This is a genomic window from Gemmata palustris (genome assembly GCF_017939745.1).
In the GTDB taxonomy this organism is placed as follows: Bacteria; Planctomycetota; Planctomycetia; order Gemmatales; family Gemmataceae; genus Gemmata; species Gemmata palustris.
Map to the genome: position 1 here is coordinate 1,554,321 of NZ_JAGKQQ010000001.1, position 18,237 is coordinate 1,572,557.

The following is an 18,237-nucleotide window of genomic DNA, read 5'->3' on the forward strand; positions in this document are numbered from 1 at the left end:
CCACTCTCTTGGCGTCAACCAAAACCTGAATGACGCAGGGGAAAAAATGATGGATGCTGCCGTGCCCGGGGTAACCCTCGTCGGACGAGATGCTCAATCCGGTGTGTCGGACCGACGCGCGCAACCTTGACCCATTGATTGTGATAAACTTCATGCGAAGCTACCGGAGGAGGGCATCCACCTCCTGGCGCAGCACGTGGGCCTCCAGCCAGTTGTGAAGGTGCGACCCCATGACGCGTTCGTCCGTAGGCATCAGGCCCTCCTGCTGGTTCAACCAGTTGGTGGCCTTATCGAGCCACGGCTGCGCCTCGTTGGGACTGGCGCTTTTGTGGTAGGCCAGTGCCAGCCACAGCCAGTTCAAGACAGCTCGGCCGGGACGACCGTCAACGACGAGGCTCTTTTCCATGAACGTAGTAGCTCCCGAGGGATCGTTTCTGCGGAGGCGCAGCGCGCCGACCTCGGTGAGAGCCCAGTAGTCGCGCGCGGAGCGATCCAGTTCATTCTTGGACAGCCTGTATGGCTGCGTCAGGTCGGAGATCGTAGCGGGGGCCAGCGTCCAGGCGCGGGCGACGAGGTAGGGACGCATCGGTCCCGCCGGCTGACAGCGAGCCAGCATGTGCTCACAGGTCCGGCGGTGCCCGGATGGATCCTTCGCAAGGAGTTGTGCCGCGGCGTACTCGAACCAGAGGTCGTCGTCGTTCGTTGGCTCAAGCTCCATCCCCTCGGCGTAACACGTGGCGGCCTTCTTCCACTCCGCGCGGGCGGCGTAAGCGCGGGCTTCTGCGAACTTCGCGGCTGGGTCGCGCGCTCCGAGCGACCCTGCCTTTTGCCAGAATTCTTGCCAGTTTCGCCGCTCCACGGCGGGTAGCTTCGCGAGTGCCGGCTCGTCACGAACGCCAATCAAGTCTTCGTTCCGGAGCCAGGACCGCACACCTGCCGCCGCAGTGGCCCGGTCCGCCGGCGTAGCGTGCCGTCGAGCGCAGGCATCGTACTCGGCCGTCAACCAGTCCAGCGCCTGCCGGCGCAGTGCCGTGCGCTGCTCGTCGCCGAGTTCCGTGACGTCCCCACCCACCCCGCACCCGGCGAGCGCCGCCGCGCACGCGGCCTGATATCGGGTCCCGGCCTCCGGATCATCGGCGAGTGACGGCTGGGCCGAAAGGGCGGAGGCAAAGAGGCGCGCGGACGTCGCCGTCCGCCGTTTGTAGTTGAGGCACCATTCCGCGATCGTACGTTGCACAAGTGGCGTTGGTCGATTCTTGTCGGCGAGAACGGCCGGGAGGTCGCTCTCGACAGCGACCATGGCACGACACAACTCGAGCTGTCGCCGCTGCGCGCGACGCTCTGCGTCGCCCGCGGTCAGTTTGAGCCGCGACTCGATCGCTGTCCGCGCCTCTGCAAAGCGTCCCAGTTCGAGTTGCGCTCTTGCCAGTTCTTCCAGTGGCCTGGGGTCTATCGGGTTTTGGGCCACCGCTTTTTGCAAGACTTCCACCGCCTTATCCGGCTTTCCCTGGGTCCGGTAAATGATGCCTATTCCCAGGTTCCACGCGGAGTCTTGCGGGGCACGGGCGGCGGCGGCTTCAATCACGGCAAGTGCTTCGTCCCAACGTCCCAGGGTTCCCAGTTCGCGCGCGTATTGTTGATCCAGCGGGTAGCTCCGTGACTTCATCTCCCACCCCCGGCGGAATGCTTTCATGGCCTCTTCGTGCCGACCCGCCTGCGCGCAGAAGTGGCCTAGGGTGATATGAGTCTCGACGGCGTTGGGCGCGACCGCCGAGACCCTTCGGGCCATAACGATCGCCTCGTTAACTCGCCCGTTCCGGTGAAGATCCTTTGCGAGATTGAGCAGTGGAAGAAAGTTACCCGGGTCCGCTTTGAGGGCGCGGTCACATTCCGCCTCGGCATCCTTCCAGTAGCCGGCGCTCGCCAGCGCGCCGACGAGGCGGGCACGGGAACGAGGGTTGTCCGGGGCGACGTCCATCGCTCCCCGATACGCGGCAATCGCGGCAGCGGACTGACCGAGCCAGGTCAAGCAGAGGCCGAGTCCCTCGTAAGAGGCGGCGTCATCCGGTCGCAGCGACACCGCGACACGATAGTAGCCGGCCGCTTCCATGTACCGGCCTTCATGGGTCAGAGAGGAGCCCATCTCGCGCTGGACCCAATAATTCCTGGGCTGGCGACGGCACGCTTCCGCCAGTAACTCAGTACCCTGGTTCCAGGCGCCCATTCCCACGAGCAGCCGAGCGAGCAGCGCCAACTGATGTTCCGTAGGCGCCGCCGATGGCGCAAACGCGTCAGCAGCGAGGCGCTTGAGCAGCGTCTTGTCCTTCCAGGTGGCCGGGTCGCGGAATCGGTCCCGCCAGAGCGGCTCCGGGTCGGCCAACCGGGCGATCTGCAACAGCCGCTCGACCAACGGCCCGTCCCGGCGCGAGAGAGCGACGACCGCCCAGTCCTCTAATGCGGCAATGAGTTGGGCGCGAATGGGGGAGATGCGCACCTTCACGGCGATCTGTTCCGGCTCCTCGTCCATCCGCAGCGTGCCCTCGAACGCCCGGACGAAGTCCGCGTTCAATTGCTCACGGTCGGTCGTGCCATTCGGCTGGTGCGAGTTGCTCTGGCGCACCCGTTCGAGGACGGCGGCGAGTTGAAAGGCGGATTGCGCCTCGTTGAGTCTCGTTTCCAGGAGCGGCGAGTCGGCATCGGCGAGCTGCGGGGAGGCATCCTTCAAAACGAGCAGCGCCTCCTTCCAACGCTCTTCGGTTGCGAGGCCGCCGGCCCGTGTCAGAGCGGTTTCGACGACTTCACGAACTTGCCCCTGCCGTTGTTCTTTCGTGGCCCGGCGGCCGGCCTCCTCGTGCCGCAGCCAGAGGCCGGTTCCCGCGGCCAGTCCGAGCATGACGATCGATACGGCGATCAGCAGCGCCGCGGCCGGACGTCGGCGCGCCCACTTCACGGCCCGCTCACCGGCGCCAACCGGACGGGCGAGGATGGGCTTGCCGTCCATGAACCGATGCAGATCGTCAGACAAATCCCGAGCGGTGACGTAACGTCGGCCGGGCGTCTTGTGCAGACACTTGAGGCAGATAGTCTCCAGATCCCGCGGCGTGGTTGGGTTCAAGTGAGATGGGGGCGCCGGCTCCAGGGAGATGACTTGCTGCACCGTTTCCGCCCCCGTCGCGGCGCGGAACGGCGGCCGGCCCGTCAGCAGTTCGTAGAGGATCGCGCCCAGTGCGTAGACGTCCACCGCCGGCCCGATCGCGTCCGAATGACCGCGGGCCTGTTCCGGTGACATGTAGCTCGGCGTCCCGACCGCCACGCCGGCCAAGGTCAGGCCCGCCTCGTCGTCCCGGCGGCGGGCGAGCCCGAAATCGGTGACCTTGGGGGTGCCGTCCACGGTCAGGAGGACGTTGGCGGGCTTGAGGTCGCGGTGGACGATGCCGCGTTCGTGCGCCGCCTGCACGGCTCCGGCTAAGGTTGCCACCAAGTGGGCGGCCCGGCGTGGCGGCTGCGGCGCTCCGGCCAGTTGGTGGGCCAGGCTGCCGCCCTCGGCGTACTCCATCGTGAAGTACAGCCGGCCGTCCACGTCGCCGACGTCATGAATCTGGACGATGTTCGCGTGTCGCAACCCGGCCACCGCCTCGGCCTCGCGCTGGAAGCGCGCCCGCTCGTGCGGGGCGGCGTTTGCGCCGGCTAACAGCATCTTCATCGCCACGATGCGGTTGAGGCGCAGGTGCCGGGCCCTGAAGACGATGCCGATTCCGCCACGACCCAGCACCGCTTCTACTTCGTAGCCCGCGATCAGCGGCAGCTCCGTCTCCTCCAGGAGCGTGGCCCCCGCATCGGGCGGCGGGAAGAGGGCGTCGAGGTCGGCACCGAGGCGGCGGATCCGCCGCCACAGCTTGCGGACCGCGGGCAGGAGCTCCGGGCACGACGCGCAGACCGCCTCGGGTGTGGCGTCCGAAGCGAGCAGTTCATCGAGTAGTTGCTGGGTGCGCGGGTCGTCGGTCATGGTGCGGGTCCGTCAGAGTTCCGCAGGATCCTCTTCATCCGGGTACAGGTCACCCAGCTCGTCAGCCAGCAGTTGCAGGCTCCGGGCCAGGCGCCGGTTGACCGTGGCCACCGAAACCCCGACCACTCGGGCGGCCTCGGTCTGCGACATTCCCTGGATGCGCACGAGCTCAAACGCCTCGCGTTCGTCCTCCGGCAGCCGCTCGATCGCCTCCAGCATCCGGCGCGCGTTCGGGGTGAGGCCGGAGCCGCTGCCCGCCGGGGCGGGCCACGACTCGTCGCCCAGCGCGGCGGCGGCGGGCTGTTCATCTAAGCGGCGGGCCATTTCATTCAGCTCCCAGCGCATGTGCTGGCTGGCCAGCGCGAAGAACTGCCGCGGGTCGGCCGGCCGGGCCTCGCGCAGCGCCTTGAGCAGCCGCTCGACCACCGCCCCGAGCAGTTCGTCGGCCTGGAGGTTCAGGGGCGGCCGGGCCAGGCGCGGGTAGCTCTTTGAGAGGAGCGAAACACAGAGCCGGTGCAACCGGTGGGCCGAGCGACCCAGCAGGGCCCGCACCGCGGGCTCGGGGCGGGAATCGCCGTCCGGGAGCGGCAACTCGTCCAGGTAGCGCTGAACGGCGGTGGTCGTGTTTTCCTCTTCCATGCCAACTCCGGCCGGAGCGTTCCAAAAGGAACACCGCCCATTCCACCGCCGGGTGAAAAGCCGCAACGCTTAGCTTTGTGACGGAGGAGAAGCGGTGAGCGACCCAACGGCCGCGAACGGGCGGTGCGGTTTGCGTCGTCGCGCCCAAGGTTCGATCCCGAATCGGATTGTATCCCGTTCGGTGATCCCTGGCACGCCCGCATCCGGAGGGCATCCAATGAACGAGCCGCTGACAGTTGCGGACTACATCGTCGCGCGGCTCGCACGCGAGGGGATCACCGAATGATTCGGCGTCGCGAGGAATTTTGCATTCAGGCACCAATGATGCCGTTGCCCGGAGCAATTGACGATGGATTCTACTTCAGGGACTGGGGCTTCCCCGCCGCGGATCATCATCGTGGGCGGGGGGTTCGGCGGGATCGCCGCCGCTCGCGCCTTAAGAAAGGCTCCGGCCCGCGTGCTGCTCATTGACAGGACCAACCACCACGTCTTCCAGCCGCTCCTCTACCAGGTAGCGACCTCGATTCTGGCACCCGAACATGTCGCGGCCCCCATCCGCCACGTGCTGCTCGGGCAGGGCAATACCACGGTGATCCAGGCCGCAGTCACCGGGGTAGATGTCGAAAAGAAGGTGTGCCTCGTGGACGGCGTGCCGCTCCCTTTGCCCTATGACTACCTCGTGCTGGCGACCGGGGTTCAGCACAGCTACTTCGGTCACGACGAGTACGCGGAGTACGCCCCTGGCCTGAAAACCCTTACCGACGCCGTTCAGTTTCGCAACAAGATTCTGGGTGCGTTCGAGGCCTGCGAACGGACCCCCGTCCCCCGAGATCATTTCGAGTTGTTGACGTTCGTCATCGTCGGTGGCGGCCCCACGGGCGTGGAACTGGCCGGGGCGATCGCGGAGTTGGCGCGTCAAACCCTGGCCGCCGAGTTCCGCCGGTTCGACCCCGCATCGCTCAAGCTGATTCTCGTGGAGGCGGGACCCCGCATCCTGCCTTCGTTCGACGAAGCGCTCGCGGCGGCCGCGACCGCCAAGCTGACGAAACTGGGAGTGGACGTTCGCACGGGTGCCCGGGTCGAGAAGGTGGACGCGGAAGGGGTCCTCGTGCAGGGGGAACGGATCCGGACCGGCAACGTGTTCTGGGCGGCGGGGGTGAAGGGGTCTCCGGCCGCGCACTGGCTGGGGGCCGACGCGGACCGAGCCGGTCGCGTCAAGGTGCTCGCCGACTGCTCGGTCCCGGCCCATCCAGAAATCTTCGTGGTGGGAGACACGGCTTGTCTGGAGGAGGGCGGCAAGCCCCTGCCGGGCGTCGCCCAGGTCGCGATCCAGCAAGGCCGCTACGTCGGCCGCCTGATCGCGGGCCGGCTGAAGGGGAAACCCGCCCCGCCCCCGTTCAAGTACCTCAACAAGGGGAACCTGGCCACGGTCGGCCGCAACTTTGCCGTCATGGAGGCGTTCGGTATCCGCACCGCCGGGCTGTTCGCCAAGCTCGTGTGGGCCTTCGTTCACATTCAGTTCCTGGTCCTGACGAGCAGCCGAATCGGGACGCTTTACCGGTGGTCGTGGAAAGTCCTGACCCGCCAGCGACTCGCGCGGCTCATTATCGAGCCCGGGTCTACGCGGGGCGCCCGCTCCCCGCTGGTGCCCGATCAGCAGCATGCGGTCAATGGTGTCGACCCCACTTCAACCACCACAGCCCGCTCGTGAAGGAGAACCCGTGCCCGCGTTCAAGAAGATACTCGTTCCGACCGACTTCTCGGCGGTGGCCGCAGAGGCGTTCCGAACCGCGGTCGCGCTCGCCAGCACTTGTGGGGGCGAAGTGGTCGTCGCCCACGTCACCCGGATGCCGGCGGTGGTCGTCGAGAACGGTCAGGTCACTCCCGGTGGTGCCGCGGGCAAGCCCCTCAACCTGTGGAGCAAGTTCCGGGCGGCCGTGTCGGGCGACCCGAGCGTCCACGTCACGCACGAGGTCGTCGTGGCCGGGCGGACATCGGCGGCGGGGATTGTGGGGATGCTGGAGGGGTTCGGGTGCGACCTGATCGTGATCGGGTCTCACGGGCACGGGCGGCTGAGGCGGCTCTTCCGCGGGAGCATCACCGATGGCGTGGTGCGCCGCGCCCGCTGCCCGGTGCTCGTCGTGAAGGCCCCAGCCGCTCGGGCGGCACCGGCGAAATCAGTGACCACCCAGTCCGACCGGGTCGTGTGAACCGTGCCGCCCGCCAACAACTGCCGAGGATTGCTCCATGAGCACCTCGCATCACAGGAGTTACCAGCATGCCGTCTCATCAGCCTGTTCGCCGCATCGCCGTCGTCGGCACCGGAGTGATCGGCGCGAGTTGGGCCGCGTACTACCTTTCACGCGGGTTCGACGTGGTCGCCACCGATCCGGCACCGGGCGCGGAAGCGAACCTCCACAAGTACGTTGACAGCGCCTGGCCGGCGCTCGCCAAGGCCGGACTCGCAGCCGGCGCTTCCCGCGACGGGCTGACCTTCACGGCGGACATGGGCCGGGCGCTCGCGGACGCCGACCTCGTTCAGGAAAACGCCCCGGAGCGACCCGAGTTCAAGGTCAAGCTCTTCGCCGAGATGGACCGGGCCGCCCCTCCGGACTCGATCCTGGCGTCGAGTTCCTCCGGCATCACCATGGACGTCATGCAGTCGGGTTGCAAGCGCCCCGAGCGCTGCGTGATCGGCCACCCCTTCAATCCCCCACACATCGTTCCCCTCGTCGAGGTGGTCGGCGGCGCGAAGACGTCCGAAGAGGTGATCGACCGCGCCATGTCGTTCTACGCGTCGATCGGCAAGAAGCCGATCCGGCTGCGCAAGGCGCTCCCGGGCCATGCGGCCAACCGTCTGCAGGCGGCCGTCTACAAGGAGATGCTGCACCTCATTCAGGACGGCGTACTGAGTGTGGCGGACGCCGAAGTCGCCGTGTGTTACGGACCGGGGCTTCGGTGGGGGGTGATGGGCCAGAGCCTGCAATGGCACCTGGGGGGAGGTGCGGGCGGCATCAACCACTTCATGGACCATCTCATGGGCCCACTGGTAGCCATGATGAAGGACCTCAAGATGCCCGATGTTACCCCGGCACTGAAGCAAACGATCATCGACGACGTGGTGAAGGAGGCGCGCGGAAGGTCAGTCGAGGAGCTCGCCGAGGCGGAGAACGCCGTGCTCCTGGGACTTCTCGCACTGCGTGCCGAGTTCGGCAGCACGCTTCCCTGACACACAACGGAGACCCGACCATGAGCGCGACACCCACGAACACTCAGAACACGGCGAACCTCGGTCGCATCTTCTTTCTCGACGCGGCGGGCGGTCGGGTGCGGTCCGCCAATCCCGACGGGTCCGACCTCAGGACAATTATCGTGGAGGGCAGAAAGATTCCGGACGGCTTGGCGATCGACGTCACCGCGGGGCATCTCTTCTGGACCAACATGGGAAACCCCAAGGCGAACGACGGCTCCATCCTCCGCTCGGGTCTCGACGGTCGGAACGTGACGACCATCGTTCCCCCGGGAGGCACGTTCACGCCCAAACAGCTCCAGATCGAAAAGCGGGCGGGAAAGCTGTACTGGTGCGACCGGGAGGGCATGCGCGTGATGCGCGCCAACCTCGACGGGTCGGCGGTCGAGACCCTAGTCGACACGAGCGAAGGTGACCACCGGCCGGGGTCGGACGCGACGAAGTGGTGCGTGGGCGTCGCCGTCGATGTCGACGGCGGAAAGGTCTACTGGACGCAAAAGGGCGATACCAAGGCCGGACGGGGGCGGCTGTTCCGCTCCGGCATCGAAGTCCCTCCGGGCCAGAGCGCTTCGAGCCGCCGGGACATCGAGCTGGTCTACGACGCCCTGCCGGAGCCGATCGACCTGGAGATCGACCCGTCGACCCGCACCCTGTACTGGACGGACCGGGGTGACCCGCCCCGCGGCAACACGGTGAACCGCGCCCCCCTCGATGCACCGCCCGGCGAGCGCCCGGCTCCCGAAATCGTGTTCGAGCACCTGATGGAGGCAATCGGCCTGGCCCTGGACCGGAAGGGGCGCCGGATGTTCGTTACCGATCTCGCGGGCTCGGTCTACAGCGCCGATTTTGACGGCTCGAACCGGAAAACGCTGCTGATGGCACAAGGCAACCTGACGGGCATTGCGTACGCAGAGTTGCCCGCGGCGAGTTAGTTCGGATCGGCGGTGTCGCCCTCGACCAAGGGCGGCCAAAACAACCACACGACCATGAAACGAAAACCCAGAGCGGAGAAAAACGATGAGTACCGCAACCCGTCGGTCGGTTGAAACGAGCGGGGCGACCGACCCGCTGACGCAAGCGCTGGAAACACAACTGAGTCGGCCCGCGACCTCGCCGGAATTCGACCTGCACCGGGCGGTGAATCAGGTCCTCGCGGACCTCGGCATGACGGCCGCCGATTGCGGCGGCAAGCTCACGTTCTACGGACGCGATCCAATTCTCCCCAGCCGGCTCCGTTTCGGAACGATGGCGAGCGTCGGCCTGGCCGCGAGGAGCGTCGCGCTGGCCGCACTCTGGAAGCAGGCGACGGGTGAGGGACAGGACATCTCCGTGGACGTGCGGAAGGCGCTGCGGCGCTTCTGCGGCTTCTTCGACGGAAAGTGGGAGACCATCAACGGTCGGCCCCCGGCCCCGGGCGGCTACGCCGTCAGCCCGTTCCTGAAAGTTCCGTTCTTCCGGGAAACCCGCGACGGGCGCCACGTCATCGCGCTCGACTTTTATCCCCGGCTCCGCGCGCGCACGCTCACGTTGCTCCGCTGCAGCGAGAGCATCGAATCCATCCAGAACGCCATCCTGAAATGGAAGGCGGAAGAGTTGGAAGAGGCGGCGGCGGAAGCCGGGTTGGTGCTGGCCACGGTGCGCACGAACGAAGAATTCCGCAGAGAACTCCAGTACACGGAGGTGCTCTCGAAGATGCCGCTGATCACCGTGGAGAAGATCGGGGACAGCGAGCCGGTGCCGCTCAAGCCGAGCGGTGGCCTTCCCCTTGCGGGCGTCCGCGCCTTCGGAATGGGCCACGTCATCGCCGGTGCCGCCATGGGCCGCGACCTCGCCCTGTACGGTGCCGACGTGCTGAACATCTGGAGGCCGCGCGACTCGGAGGTCGAGGCTTTCGCCTGGGACACCCAGGTCGGTATGCGATCAACGATACTCGACGACTCCAAGGAGGATCGTGCCCAGTTCAATCGGCTGCTCGCGCAAGCCGACGTCTTCTTCGCCAACAAGCGCCCGGGGTTCTTGAATCAGCACGGCCTCGACGCCGAGGAGCTGTGCGCGCGGAAGCCGGGCCTGATCCACGCCACCGTCGTCCTCCACGGCGAGAAGGGCCCCTGGTCGAACCGGCCGGGTTTCGACGAGATCGGCGCCGCCGTCGCGGGCGTCTTTACTATCGAGGGAACGCCGACCAAGCCGGGCCACCCGCCGATCGTGCCGATCGCCGACAACGTGGTCGGTTGGCTGGGCACCACCGGCATCCTCGCCGCCCTCCGCCGTCGCGCCGTCGAGGGGGGCAGCTACCGGGTCGTGGTCTCGCTGACGCGGACCGTGCTGTGGCTGCTCTCGCTCGGCATCTTCGATAAGGCCTACGCGCAGGCCGCCGCCGGCTCGACCGACGAGCACCGGTACGCCGAACCGGACCTGTTCACTGCGGAAACGCCGTGCGGAACCTATCAGGGGATGACGGACCAGGTGGTCCTGTCGCTGACCCCGGGCTCGTACCGGACCGTTCTTGTGCCCCGGGGCTCGAGCAAACCCGAATGGTTGGTTTCATGAGGCGGCTGCCGGCAAGGGCCGCGGGGCACGCGTAATCGACGTCCTCAGTGTAAAGCCCTCGACTGGGTTTACCGATAAATATGAAGCCGGTCATCAGATCGACCAGCTAATCTTAACGTATCGCGGGGCCGGGCCATGACGTACTGGGCGATCAGCGTTCGGAGGTTGCTGCTCGCCGGGGTCACGGCGGGGGCCGCGACAGGCTGCGGCGGCCCGGAACACTACCGCTCGTCCCTCGACCACCGGGTTCTGCCGCCGTCCGTTGCGACGAGGCAGCCGCCGACCCGATCTCCCGACGGTGCGGTGAAACAGGTGCGGGCCGACCTTCCCGTAACCGACCCCGTGTCTCCTTCGCCGGGCGAGCCGGCACCGCCGGTCACCGACGGGCGCACGGCCGCCGGGCCGCTCTCGCTCCCCGATGCCGTTGCCCTCGCGCACCGCCTCCAGCCGCGGCTCCAGGTGTTCCTCGAGGGGGTTGTTCAAGCGAAGGGGGCAGAGACGGTCGCGGTCGCCCCGTTCCTGCCGACGGCCGTCGCGGGCTATTCGGTGGGTGGGTTCGACCTGAACGCCGGCGGGGCGCCGGTTCCGTTCGGGGCGGGTACCCCGAACTTCACGTTCCTGCCGTTCACCGGCGCGGTTCCGGTCGGGCTGAACCTGAACACCGGGTACGAACTGGCCGAGCTGCGGGTCCAGTGGCTCCTCGCGGACTTCGGCCGACGGATGGGCCGGTACTGGCAGGCCGAACTCGGCGTGGACATCGCCCGGCTCCAGACCGATCGCGCGTACCAGACGGTCGCCAACGATGTCGCCCTCGCCTACTACCAGGTGCTCCGCGCCCGGAGCCTCCGCCGGATCGCGGAGGAAGCGGTCCGGCGGGCCGAGGAGGATCTCGACGTCGCCAAGAAGTTGGAGAAGGGCGGGGTGATCGAGAAGGAGAAGGTGCTGCGGGCCGAAGTGCTCCTCTCGCAGGCGCAGCGCGGCCGGGACGCGGCCGAGGCGGGGGCCGGCATTTCCGTCGCGGCCCTGAACTTGGCGATCGGGCTGAACATCAGCGCCGCGACGCAGGTACTCACTCCGGTGGACCTGCCGGAGCTCGATCTCTCCCTCGCGGACTGTCTCGGACAGGCGGTCTCGCGCCGCCGGGAACTCGAAGTCGCCCAGTTGTCGATCCAGTCGGCCCAGCTCGGCGGGAAGGTTGCGCGGGCCGAGTTCCGGCCGAAGGTGGCGGCCGGCGGCTCGCTCCTTGACTTCCAGCAGTCCGCGCCCCGCGGGCACACCGACCTCGCGGTCGGCTTCATCAAGTTGGAGTGGAACCTGTTCGAGGGCGGGCGCCGGGTCGGCGAGGTTCGGATCTCCGACTCGAAACTCCGGGCCGCCGCGGCGCAGGCGGAAGCGCTGGCCGACACGATCGCGTTCCAGGTGAACGAGTCGTACCGCCAACTGACCGTCGCGCGGCGGGGCATCGACCGCTCGAAGCCGGCGGTCGAGCAAGCGCGGGAAGCGTACCGGTTGCTCCGGGCGCGGGCCGCGAGGGGTGATGCGACGGCCGCGGAGGTGACCGAAGCCGAGACGGCGCTCACGCACGCCGAGCAGGATTACCTGAACGCGACGTACGACTACCTCATCGCCCTGGCCCGGCTCAACTTCGCCATCGGGCGCTCGTCGGTTCCGCCGGACGCCGCGCCGCCCGGCCGGCCCTGACGAACAGGCACTCCACCAACGAGGCACCCCATGAGTAGCGCTCCGGTACCCGGCCCGTCTGGACCGGCGCCACCGCCGACGGTCGCGGCTCCCGCGCCACACGCCTCACCGTGGCGCTGGCCGAAGCGGGTCGGGGCGATCCTTGTCGTCGGCGCGGTTGTTGTCGCACTCATCCCGGCCGCGACCGAGTGGGTGTCGTTCCGCCGCGGCCACTCGCTCACCGACGACGCGTTCGTCGAGTCTCACATCGTCAACGTGGCCCCGGAGGCCGTGTCGGGGCGGGTGATTCGGTTCACCGCCGACGAGAACGACCGCGTCGAGGCCGGGCAAATATTGGCGGAGATCGATCCGACGCCGTACCGGGATCAGGTCGAACTCGCAAAGGCGAAGTTGGCGACGGTTGAGGCCGAACTGAAGCGGCAGGAGATTTCGCTGGCCCGGCTCAAGATCGACGTGCCGCTCCAGATCGCGATCGCGAAGCAGACGCACGCGGGCGCCCGGGCCGACCGGGCCAAGGCCGACGAGTCGATCAAGGTGACCGAGGACGAGGTCGAGCGCGGGATCGAAGAGGCCAAGGCGGCCGTGGACGCGGCGAAGGCCGATCTCGCGCTGGCCCAGATCGAGTACGACCGATTTGAAGACCTTTACAAGCAGAACGCGGTAACCCAGCGGAAGTGGCAGGAGGTGACCCGGGCGCGGGACGCGGCGGCGGCCCACGTCCGGTTGGTCGAAGCGAAGTTCGCGAAAGCCAAGGGCGATCGGGGCAAGGTAACCGTCGCACGGAAGACGCTCGAAGGGGCCGAGACGGGCGTCGGGAAGGCGGAAAAGTCGGTGAGCCTGGCCGAAACCGGGAACGCGCAGATCGCCGAGGCCGAACAGCTCACCGTGGTGAAGCGGCAGACGGTCGAGGAGGCGCGGCGCGCGCTGACCGCGGCCGAGAACACGCTCGGCTACACCCGGATTCGCGCGCCGTTTCCCGGCGTGGTCGTCCGCCGGGCGCGGAACCTGGGTGACTTCGCCTCGCCCGGCGTCGCGGTCCTGAGCCTGTACAACCCGGACCTGCTCTATGTCACCGCCAACCTGGAGGAGACCCGTCTGCGTGACGTCGCGCCGGGGAACGCCGTGCGGCTCGACGTCGACGCGTTCCCCGAGCCGTTCCGCGGCCGGGTGGTGTGGGTCAACAAGTCCACCGGCGCGCAGTTCTCGCTGATGCCCCGGAACGTGGTGAGCGGGGAGTTCACCAAGGTAGTGCAGCGGGTTCCCGTGCGGATCGCCATCGAAAAGGACGAGCGGTGGCCGCAACTGCGCGCCGGGCTGTCGGTGCGGGTGGTGATCGAGCACGGCCCGGGCGACCCGGCATGGGCGGACAAGGCGGCCCGCGAGATGACCGCCCTCGAAGCCAAGTTCAACCTCCCGGAACGGTGATCTCAACTCCCAAGGGCGGCACCATGAGCACCGTCGCGCCGCCGTCTCCGCCCACGCCCGAGCACGTCCAGCGGCTGTTGGCGGCCGTGGCGGTTGTGCCCGTCCTCTTTAGCGTCTACCAGACGCTCGTCCTAACCGACGTGACCTCGGACGCGGTCCGCAAGGGGATCGAGGGCGACTCGTACCAGATGATCTGGACGAACGTCGCGTGGGGCGTGTCGGTCCTCTACGGGATCTTCGGCGGCATCGCGTGGATGGCCCGGCACGGGGCGCGGTCCGGCCTCACGGTCGGACTCGCCGTGTTCGCCCTGGGCAACCTGCTGTGCGGGGCCGCCGCCGACGTGGACACCCTGTGCGGGGCGAAGCTGGTCGAGGGCATCGGCAAGGGGATGGTCATCGTCCTGTGCCGCTCGACCCTGTACAAGCAGTTCGACAAAGCCGTCCTCGTGGCGATCGGGATCTACGGCGTCCTCGCTTACGCGACCCGGCCGACCACCCCACTGTTCACGGCCTGCGTCAACGACGCGCTGTCCTGGCGGTGGATCTTTTGGGTCAACGTGCCGGTCGCTCTCGCCGGACTGGTTCTGGTCCGCGCGTTCTTCAGGCCCGACCGCCCGCCCAAACCGCTGCCCCTTCGGATCGACTGGCTCGCGGTCACCCTGCTCGCCGGGTGGGTGGTCAGCCTGGCGTTCGCGTTCGGGTGGTACCGGAAGTGGGGCGGGTGGTCGTCGGACGAGTTCGCGGCGGTCGCGATCGCGGCGATGGTCCTCCCCGTCGCGCTCGTCGCCCGCGTGTGGGGCGGGGCCAGCCCGGACGAACACCTGAAGCGGGTACTGAAGGTCCGCGGCTACGTGATCGCGATGGGCACCCGGATGCTCCTGCTGGTCAACCTTCTGGCCGTTCTGACCTTGCTCGCGGTGTACATGACCGGCCTCCGCGACTACCCGCGAGAGGTGGCCGGCGAGGTCCTCGCCTCCGCGTCGCTCCCAATGGCGGCGGCGACCCTCCTGACCACGGTGTTCCACCGCCGGGCGCTCCGGCCGCTCTTGTTGCTGGTCGGTGCGCTGGGCAGCGCGGCGTGCGTCTGGTGGATGTCGTCGGTCGACAACTTCACTTCGAAGGAAGACCTGTCGCTGATGCTCGCGGTGTGGGGCGGGTTCGTCGGGCTGTTGCCACCGGCGTTCCTAACCGACGAGGTGGAGGTGATCGATCCGCGGGACGCCCTCTACGCCGGGGCGCTGGGAGCCGTGTGTCTGATCGTCCCGCTGGTGCTGGTCCCGACGGCCACGCAGACGGCCGTCTCGGAGTGGACGGACCGTGCGGTGGACGTTCAGCGGCAGAACCTGCGGGAGGAGCGCCCGGCGGTCCGGGACGCGGCCGCGGCCTTGGCCGATGACTACCGACAGCGCGGGGCGACCCCGGGCGAGGCCCAGCAACTTGCCGGCGTCGCTCTCGGCGCGTCCGTGAAGTTTGAATCCACGGCCCGCGGCGTGAGCGGCGGCCTCCGATTCCTGAGCCTGACCACCGGTGTCCTCGGGCTCGTCATCGGCCTGCTACGATGGTTCACCCCGAGCACGCCTCTGCGGAAGATCACCCCGTGAGTACGATTCCCGGCTCGTCGAGGTCCAGGAGCAACTCGGCGACGACCCGGTTGACCAAAACCACATTGAACTCCGTGATGCGAACTGCAAGAGCGGAACTTCGGACGCATCGTAGTCACCATGTGTTCAGAGCCCGACCTCTTGCCTGCTTCGGTCACCTCGACCTTGGGCTTCAAAACGGGCGAACGGAACCCGGCCAAGCCGGTGCGCTCACCGCGGGCAAAACAGGTCAGCGTGGAAACTCGCCTGAATGCGTCCGTGGCGGAATGCAACAGCGAAGTTTCCGCGCGAGAATACGAACCGATCTGCTCGACGAGACTCCTCGGCACGATTTGTCGCGACAAGCCCACGGTTCTCAGGAACTGTGGGCGAAGTTTCACAGGGATCGAGCAGTGTGGCTCCGCTCACTCGGCGTCGGGGCCACCCGAATTCAACACAAGACTCGCAATCGCCACTTCCAAACAACGGCTCGTGAGCTCGTATCTCGCTCGGGGCGCGAGCCAAACCCGGTGTTAACTCGTGTGTTTGTCTCTCGGCGAGACTCCGAGACTTTTCCGAAGAGAAATTCGGGGTCCGAGACGAACCCTAGCGTTTCGGCTCGGACCCCGAGATGTCTCGCTCGAACCCGAGATTTTTGCCGCGATTGGAATGTGGGCCAAAGTGCCTGAAAACGTGCAGAAAACGACGGCAGTCGGGAGCACTCACTCCCGGCTGTACGAGTTAACCCCTGTGTGCGTTTATTCCGCACCTGCTGACTCAGCTCCCCGACCTGGATTCGAACCAGGAACCTAGCGGTTAACAGGAGCTACCCCGAATCCCTACCGAGATGCCGGAACATCAGGGAATTCAAGCGTTTTAACACACTCACTGCTCCGGTGCAAGTAGCGCATCGGGCGCAAAGATACACAAGAATACACAGGGATTCGGCTAGTGCGGGTTCGATGTGGCGTAGTGGGGTGTAGTCGAAAGTGGGCTGTTCCCGAACGATAGAGCGATTCAATCGCAGCCGTTCGCTCTACCCTGTACTTTGCGCGACTTCCTGTATTCGAGCGGCTGAGGCTTAGCGTGTAGACAGGCGCCGGCCCGTCCGAGACGATGGGGTTACCACACCACCCTCGCCCCGGACGGACGCGGCCATGCCATCATCGCATCCGCTACCCTCGTCGTGCCACTGGTTTTCGGTTCTCGCGGCGGCGTTAGACCCACGATCGGCTCCGCGGCTGGCATGGTTGCTGGTCGGAGCCGTTCTGGCTCGGGGCCGGCGCACCGTTACGACCTGGATTCGGTCCGCCGGGCTGAGCGATGAGTATCGCCCGTGCTACACCACGGTGGCCGCGCTTGGGGGCCGGACCGACCGCGCGGCGTCACACCTGCTGCGGGAGGTCGTGAGGCCCCTGGCGGCGGAGGCCAGACGGCTCACGTTGGCCCTGGATGACACCCCAACGGAACGATACGGGGCAACGGTACAAGGGGCCGGGGTGCACCACAACCCGACGCCCGGGCCGGCCGGCGGACCGTTCGTGTACGGGCACGTGTGGGTGGTCCTCGGGCTCCTGGCCCGGCACCCCTCTTGGGGCATCGTTGCGCTCCCGCTGCTGGCCCGGTTGTACGTGCGCCGCAAGGACCTTCCGGGGATCCCGGCGAGGACCCGGCCCGGGTTCCGGACCAAGCTGGAACTGGCCGTCGAGTTGGTGCGGTGGGCCGCCTCGTGGCTCGGGCACCTGGGCAAGCCCCTCTGGGTGGTGGCCGACGGGGCGTACGCCAAGGCCCCGGTACTCAAGCCCCTGCGGGAGCTCGGGGTGACGGTGGTGAGCCGACTGAGGAAGGACTCGGCCCTGTGGTCCGTGCCCGGCCCGCGGGCGCCCCACCAGCGCGGACCGAACCGGACCTATGGGGACCAGCGAATCGAGTTGGCCAAGCGAGCCGGACAGACCCGCGGGTGGGCCACCGGGACGTTCGACTTGTACGGGAAACCGACGGAGAAGAAGTACAAGACGTTCGTGGCCACCTGGCGCCCGGCCGGTGGGGCGATTCGCGTCGTTCTGGTGGACGAGCCCACCGGGTGGGTGGCGTTCTTCTGCACCGACACCGCCGCGCCGGTGGGCGACATCCTCGGAAGTGTCGCGAGTCGCTTCAGCCTGGAGATCGCGTTCCGCGATCTGAAAGAAGTTGTCGGGGCGGGTCAGCAGCAGGTGCGCCTCGTGCGGGCCAACGTCGGGGCGTTCCACGTGTGCCTGTGGGCGCTCACGATGACCGAAGCTTGGGCCTGGAATCGGGATGCCAAGGCGTTGGCCGGGCACCGGGCCGCAAGTCCATGGGACGACGGGGAACGGCGACCGAGTCACGCGGATAAGCGCCGCGCCTGGCGCCGTGAGCTACTGCGGAACGAAATTCAGGCGGTTCTGCGGCCCGGGATCAACGAGGCCGAATTACAAGTCGCCGCCGAACGACTACTCGACTTGGCCGCTTAATGGTGATGAAGTTGCGCAAAGAGCAGTCTACCGTTGAACGGGCCGGAAACGGGTGAAAGGGTGTCCAGAAGGGCGTTCGGACCGCCATCGCACGCTAATGCGATCTGGTGAGGCTTGGGGCAAGACAACTTCGAAGGGAAGGAAAGGCACGAGATATCAGCCCAAAACCAAGAGTTGCCGGGGAATTCCTATCGATTGCGCCAGAATTGATCGGAAATGGCTATCGATCGTCCGGTCTCATTTTGTACAGCCCGTACAAATTGGGACGGGGTTCGGGGCGGATATCTTGTCTTCTTCCTCTCGTGGCCGTCTTCGGAAGTGGCGCCGTGAGGTCTTGGCAGCGCGCGGCATCGGTCATGATGGGAGCCGTTCCCGGGAGCGACCTATGACCGAAGCGGAATGGCTGGCGGATAGCGATCCGCAGACGATGTTGCAATTCTTGAGCGACAAGCCGAGTGACCGGAAGTTGCGGTTGTTCGCTGTTGCGGTTGCCCGCCGGTGCTCGGGCGACATAACCGACCCCGCGCTGGCTGAGTCCGTCGACGTGGCCGAGCTTGCGAGCGACGGGACCGTGGGGCAAGACGCACTACTCGC

11 protein-coding genes are annotated in these 18,237 nt (G+C 67.2%); 9 read left to right on the forward strand and 2 right to left on the reverse strand.

Annotation, left to right across the window (positions count from 1 at the left end; genetic code table 11):
* Positions 1–160 precede the first annotated feature (160 nt).
* Both J8F10_RS06225 and J8F10_RS06230 read right to left on the reverse strand, forming a co-directional pair.
* Positions 161–4,006 (reverse strand): serine/threonine-protein kinase, encoded by a 3,846-nt coding sequence (locus J8F10_RS06225; protein WP_210652987.1) that lies wholly within the window; start codon positions 4,004–4,006, stop codon positions 161–163.
* 12 nt (positions 4,007–4,018) lie between these two features.
* Positions 4,019–4,645, reverse strand: coding sequence for an RNA polymerase sigma factor (locus J8F10_RS06230; RefSeq protein ID WP_210652988.1), 627 nt, complete (start codon positions 4,643–4,645; stop codon positions 4,019–4,021).
* Between the two features lie 349 nt (positions 4,646–4,994).
* Between J8F10_RS06230 and J8F10_RS06235 the strand changes: the two genes are divergently transcribed.
* From J8F10_RS06235 to J8F10_RS06275, 9 genes are all read left to right on the forward strand, one after another.
* On the forward strand, positions 4,995–6,356 hold the full coding sequence (locus J8F10_RS06235; RefSeq protein WP_210652989.1) for an NAD(P)/FAD-dependent oxidoreductase: 1,362 nt from the start codon (positions 4,995–4,997) through the stop codon (positions 6,354–6,356).
* 10 nt (positions 6,357–6,366) lie between these two features.
* Complete coding sequence (locus J8F10_RS06240; RefSeq protein ID WP_210652990.1) at positions 6,367–6,855, forward strand: universal stress protein; 489 nt, start codon at positions 6,367–6,369, stop codon at positions 6,853–6,855.
* Positions 6,856–6,923: 68 nt separating this feature from the next.
* The gene (locus J8F10_RS06245) at positions 6,924–7,874 is read left to right on the forward strand and encodes a 3-hydroxyacyl-CoA dehydrogenase NAD-binding domain-containing protein (protein WP_210652991.1); all 951 of its coding nucleotides are present in this window, start codon (positions 6,924–6,926) and stop codon (positions 7,872–7,874) included.
* Positions 7,875–7,894: 20 nt separating this feature from the next.
* The gene (locus J8F10_RS06250) at positions 7,895–8,827 is read left to right on the forward strand and encodes a hypothetical protein (protein ID WP_210652992.1); all 933 of its coding nucleotides are present in this window, start codon (positions 7,895–7,897) and stop codon (positions 8,825–8,827) included.
* Positions 8,828–8,912: 85 nt separating this feature from the next.
* Positions 8,913–10,445, forward strand: coding sequence for a CoA transferase (locus J8F10_RS06255; RefSeq protein WP_210652993.1), 1,533 nt, complete (start codon positions 8,913–8,915; stop codon positions 10,443–10,445).
* A gap of 135 nt (positions 10,446–10,580) precedes the next feature.
* The gene (locus tag J8F10_RS06260) at positions 10,581–12,146 is read left to right on the forward strand and encodes a TolC family protein (protein WP_210652994.1); all 1,566 of its coding nucleotides are present in this window, start codon (positions 10,581–10,583) and stop codon (positions 12,144–12,146) included.
* Between the two features lie 30 nt (positions 12,147–12,176).
* Positions 12,177–13,571 carry an HlyD family secretion protein gene (locus tag J8F10_RS06265; protein ID WP_210652995.1) on the forward strand — a complete coding sequence of 465 codons (1,395 nt, stop codon included), beginning with the start codon at positions 12,177–12,179 and terminating at the stop codon, positions 13,569–13,571.
* A 23-nt stretch (positions 13,572–13,594) separates the two neighbouring features.
* Positions 13,595–15,172, forward strand: coding sequence for an MFS transporter (locus tag J8F10_RS06270; RefSeq protein WP_210652996.1), 1,578 nt, complete (start codon positions 13,595–13,597; stop codon positions 15,170–15,172).
* A gap of 1,136 nt (positions 15,173–16,308) precedes the next feature.
* A complete protein-coding gene (locus J8F10_RS06275; RefSeq protein ID WP_210652997.1) occupies positions 16,309–17,643 on the forward strand; it encodes an IS701 family transposase in 1,335 nt (444 codons plus the stop codon).
* The last annotated feature ends 594 nt before the right edge of the window (positions 17,644–18,237 follow it).